Origin of the sequence: Novosphingobium sp. (assembly GCF_049240505.1) — a bacterium.
Lineage (GTDB): Bacteria > Pseudomonadota > Alphaproteobacteria > Sphingomonadales > Sphingomonadaceae > Novosphingobium.
The window spans coordinates 1-4,425 of the sequence record NZ_JBMLSM010000157.1; the positions used below are offsets into that span (position 1 = coordinate 1).

Consider the following 4,425-nt stretch of genomic DNA (forward strand, 5'->3'; position numbering starts at 1 on the left):
AGCGCATCAAGGCCCAGCTTGTAAAAGCGCATGGCCTCGCCCACCGAGCGTCCGCTTTCGTTCATGAACGTGGCAGGCTTCAGCAGCAGCACCTTTTGCGTGCCAATGCGGCCTTCCTGCAGCCAGCCCTGAAACTTCTTCTGGACGGGGCCGAAGCTGTGGACCTCTGCAAGGGTATCGAGCGCCATGAAGCCCACGTTGTGGCGATGCAGCGCATATTGCGGTCCGGGGTTTCCGAGGCCGACCCAGAGTTGCATGTGCGATTGTTCCTTCGATTTTCCGTCTAAGTGGGGTCAAGCATCCTTCGACAGGCTCAGGATGAGCGGGGATCAACAAACTCCGCTCATCCTGAGCCTGTCGAAGCGTCAAGAGCAAGCTCGCGCTTCAAAAAAGAACCCCTCCCGCACAAGGCGGAAGGGGCTGCTTTTTCGCGCCCGCCGGAGCGGGGCCAAAGGATGGCTATCAGCCCTCCTTGGTGGTGTCGCCTTCTTCGCTCTTCAGCGAGGAGGGAGCCACGATCGTTGCGATGGTGAAATCGCGGTCGGTGATCGCGGGCTTCACGCCTGCGGGCAGGGTGACGGCGCTGATGTGGATCGAATCGCCAACTTCGTAGCCCGAAACATCGACGATGATGTCATCAGGGATCGAATCCGGCGCGCAGATCATTTCCAGCTCGTGACGGACGACATTCAGGATGCCGCCCTTCTTGAGGCCGGGTGCCTTTTCTTCGTTGATGAAGGCGACCGGCACGTTGACGTGAACGACCGAGTCCTTCGAAACGCGCAGGAAGTCTGCGTGCTGCGGACGATCGGTCACCGGGTGGAAGGCGACATCCTTGGGAAGGGTGCGGACGGTCTGGCCGCCAACGGTAAGCTCGACAACCGAGTTGAAGAAGTGGCCGGTGCCCAGCGCCTTTGCGAGCGCCTTTTCTTCCAGATGGATCGCAACCGGTTCTTCATTGCCGCCATAGATCACGGCGGGGGTGCGGCCTTCGCGACGCAGTGCACGGGAGGCTCCCTTGCCTGCCCGATCGCGCGTCTCAGCCGACAGCGTAAGCGTCTCGCTCATGTGTCAGTACCTTCCAAGAATGCGTTGTTTCAATTCTTCCGCCGCCACGCCTCCAGGGATGACCATGCCGGGGAAGCGGCGGCCCTTAGCGGTTTTGGCAGGAAAAGCAAGACGGCGGTGCGTTATAGCCGCGTAAGGCGTTCGGCCATGTCGTCAAACAGCGCGGGGCTGGCCGCACCGATCAGGCCGGGTTCAAGGTGGCGATCGACGCGGTAGGGCGAACCGTCGGGTCGCGCAGCCTTGCCGCCCGCTTCGTTGAGGAAAAGAACGCCTGCAGCGTGGTCCCAGGCATAGGTGCGTTCGAACAGCGACACGTCGTTCTGGCCGAGGCCAATGCGGGGGTACTGTTCTGCAGCGCAGCGCGGGATATCGACCAACGTGTAATGTGGGGCGATGTGTTCCATCAGCGCTGCGCGCTTGGATTTGTCGACGAAAACGAGCGAGATGGCGGCAATCGGCTTCTCGCCGCCGCTGGTCCTTGCGGTCAACCGTTCGCCATCGATCCATGCGCCCTGCCCGCGATGTGCAGTGCACAGGCGGCCTGTCAGCGGGTCATAGATCCACCCCGCCACCGCCTCGCCTTTTTCTGCAAGGGCGATGAGAATGCCGAAGGGCGGCTTTCCGACGGCGTAATTGTTCGTCCCGTCCAGCGGGTCGATTATCCAGCACAGGCTGTCGGACAGCCGCTCGAAAATCGCCGGGTCCGCGTGGGCCGCCTCTTCGCCGACGATGGCTGCTTCCGGCAGGATTTTGGCCAGCCCCTCGGCGAGCATGACCTCGCTTTCGGTGTCGGCGATGGTCACGACATCATCGGCAGCCTTGTTGGTTACCGCATCAATGCCAAGGCGCTGATAATGCTTGAGCAGCGTCTTCTCCGCCGTCTCGCGCATCAGTGCCGCAACGGCAGTGTCGAGCGCTTTGCTCACGAGCGATAATCGGCGTTTATCGAGATGTAGCCGTGGGTCAGGTCGCAGGTCCAGACTGTGGCCTGACCATCACCCAGGGCAAGATCGACTTCGATCGATATGTCACGCCCTTTCAGGTGCTTGGCGACGGGAGTTTCGTCATAGTCTGAAAGTGGTTGGCCATCGCGTGCGGCCCACGTCCCGCCAAAGCCGATGGACAGCCGGTCACGATCAGCCGGTTCACCAGCCTTGCCGACCGCCATGACCACGCGGCCCCAGTTGGCGTCCTCTCCGGCGATGGCCGTCTTGACCAGCGGCGAGTTGGCAATGGCGAGGCCGACATTGCGGGCGCTTTCGTCGGACACTGCGCCACTCACGCTGACAGCGATGAACTTCTGCGCACCTTCGCCATCGCGCACGACGAGATGGGCAAGCTGGCGGCAGACGTCTTCCAATGCGGCGGCAAAGGCATCCGCACCGGGGCTGTCGAAACCGGTCAGAACTTCGTTGCCGCCCTTGCCGGTGGCGAAGGCGAGAACGGTGTCGCTGGTGGAGGTGTCGCTATCGACGGTGATGCAGGAGAAGGTGCGACGGTTGGCGGCAGACAGACATTCCTGAAGGAATTCAGGGCTTACCGCTGCGTCCGTGAAGATATAACCGAGCATCGTGGCCATATCCGGCGCGATCATTCCGCTGCCTTTTATGATGGCTCCCAAAGTGCACCTAGATGCACCTAGCTGCACAGAGGCGCACACACCCTTGGCAAAAGTGTCTGTCGTGCCAATGGTTTGCGCTGCAGTTTGCCAGTCGCAAGATTCAGCCTGAAGCGCCGCCTCAATCCCGACACGCGCCTTGTCCTTCGGCAGAGGAACGCCGATCACGCCGGTCGAGGAAACGAACACTTCCTCCTTCGCGCAGCCGAGGTGAGCGGCGACCTGTTCCATGATCTGCTCCACCGCCTCGCGCCCGCGATAGCCGGTGAAAGCGTTGGAATTGCCAGCGTTCACCACCAGCGCGCGCGCTGCGCCCTGCGCGATGTTCTGACGGCCCAGTTCGACTTCTGAGGAGCAGCATACGTTGCGGGTGAAAACGCCCGCGACCGCCGTGCCTTCTGCCAGTTCGATATATGTAAGGTCGCAGCGTCCCCAGTCCTTGTATCCCGCACGCGCGACGCGCGGGGTGACGCCCGCGATGGCGGGGATGGCGGGGAAGGGCGTGGCGAGCGGGGATACGGCTTCGGACATGCGACAAGCGCCTAGCGTGCGAGGGGGCAGGGTTCAACTGCTGCATCACGATGAACAGTTGCGTTTTCATGATGGACGAATGCGGCCTTAGTGCCTATCTCCATGCCGCGATGCGCATTTTGCTTGCTCTACTGGCCATGATTACGGGCCTTTCGTTGCCGGAGGTGGCGGTTGCCATTTCGCGCGCGGAAGTGGCCGAGGCTGGTATGGCGGCAGGAACTTCGGCTTCGACGGAACGGCGGCAGCAGCGCTGCGCCGGTCGTGGTGGCGCAGTTCCGCAAAAGCGCACGAGTGCCCGCCGCAAGACGGTGTGGCTCCCCGCCCCGGCACTTATCCGGCCCTGCGGCATTCAGTTGAGTGACCGCGCGCGCGAATAGCGCGCCGTTCACGCATATCCTTTTCCGGCAAAGCTATTGCCTGCCGAGGCGCGCGGTTCGTGCGCCCGATCCCCTACACTACAGATTTGACAGGAAAATTTCGCCTATGTTCGGCTCCATCGCCAAGGCCTTTTTCGGTTCCTCCAATGACCGTTACGTCAAGTCGCTAGACAAGATCGTCCGCCAGATCGCAGCGTTCGAACCTCACCTGCAAGCTCTGTCCGATGAAGAACTGGCGGCTCAGACGCCCAAATTCCGGCAGATGCTGTCCGATGGCGCTACGCTTGACGACATTCTGCCCGAAGCCTTTGCAACGGTGCGTGAAGCATCGGTGCGCACGTTGGGAATGCGGCACTTTGATGTGCAGATGATTGGCGGCATCGTGCTGCATCGCGGTGAGATTGCCGAGATGCGCACCGGTGAAGGCAAGACGCTGGTGGCGACGCTGGCGGTCTATCTCAACGCGCTGGAAGGCAAGGGCGTCCACGTCGTGACCGTCAACGACTACCTTGCCCGTCGTGACGCCGAGACGATGGGCGTACTCTACAAGTTCCTTGGCCTTACGGTGGGCGTGATCGTGCCCAATCTGGGCGAGGAGCAGCGCCGCGAGGCTTACAACTCCGACATCACATATGCCACCAACAACGAGTTGGGCTTCGATTACCTGCGCGACAACATGAAGCACACGCGCGAGAACATGGTGCATCGCCCGTTCAACTTTTCGATCGTCGATGAGGTGGACTCGATCCTGATCGACGAGGCGCGCACGCCGCTGATCATTTCCGGCCCGACCGACGACAAGAGCGAGTTGTACGTCTCGGTCGACGCGAT

The 4,425-nt window shown here is 61.6% G+C and carries 6 protein-coding genes; 2 read left to right on the forward strand and 4 right to left on the reverse strand.

Going from position 1 to position 4,425, the window contains the following annotated elements:
- The 4 genes from ACOVQ0_RS12810 to argJ form a co-directional block, all read right to left on the reverse strand.
- The coding region (locus ACOVQ0_RS12810; protein ID WP_421885029.1) for an aminoacyl-tRNA hydrolase at positions 1-257 on the reverse strand (257 nt) is incomplete at its 3' end.
- Between the two features lie 205 nt (positions 258-462).
- Positions 463-1,068: a 50S ribosomal protein L25/general stress protein Ctc gene (locus ACOVQ0_RS12815; protein ID WP_421885031.1), complete on the reverse strand. Its 606-nt coding sequence runs from the start codon at positions 1,066-1,068 to the stop codon at positions 463-465.
- A gap of 122 nt (positions 1,069-1,190) precedes the next feature.
- Positions 1,191-1,994 (reverse strand): inositol monophosphatase family protein, encoded by an 804-nt coding sequence (locus ACOVQ0_RS12820; protein WP_421885033.1) that lies wholly within the window; start codon positions 1,992-1,994, stop codon positions 1,191-1,193.
- Positions 1,991-3,217 (reverse strand): bifunctional glutamate N-acetyltransferase/amino-acid acetyltransferase ArgJ, encoded by a 1,227-nt coding sequence (argJ, locus tag ACOVQ0_RS12825; protein WP_421885035.1) that lies wholly within the window; start codon positions 3,215-3,217, stop codon positions 1,991-1,993. Before argJ ends, ACOVQ0_RS12820 begins: the two co-directional genes overlap by 4 nt.
- Positions 3,218-3,267: 50 nt before the next feature.
- Here argJ and ACOVQ0_RS12830 point away from each other — a divergent pair, with 50 nt between their 5' ends.
- The gene (locus tag ACOVQ0_RS12830; RefSeq protein WP_421885037.1) at positions 3,268-3,594 is read left to right on the forward strand and encodes a hypothetical protein; all 327 of its coding nucleotides are present in this window, start codon (positions 3,268-3,270) and stop codon (positions 3,592-3,594) included.
- A 106-nt stretch (positions 3,595-3,700) separates the two neighbouring features.
- On the forward strand, positions 3,701-4,425 hold a 725-nt coding region (locus ACOVQ0_RS12835; RefSeq protein WP_421885039.1), incomplete at its 3' end, for a DEAD/DEAH box helicase.

What these genes read in the sequence shown, in the direction of transcription:
- ACOVQ0_RS12815 (WP_421885031.1), bottom strand. Translation starts at nt 1,068, where the DNA reads ATGAGCGAGACGCTTACGCTGTCGGCTGAGACGCGCGATCGGGCAGGC.
- argJ (WP_421885035.1), bottom strand. Translation starts at nt 3,217, where the DNA reads ATGTCCGAAGCCGTATCCCCGCTCGCCACGCCCTTCCCCGCCATCCCC.
- ACOVQ0_RS12830 (WP_421885037.1), top strand. Translation starts at nt 3,268, where the DNA reads ATGAACAGTTGCGTTTTCATGATGGACGAATGCGGCCTTAGTGCCTAT.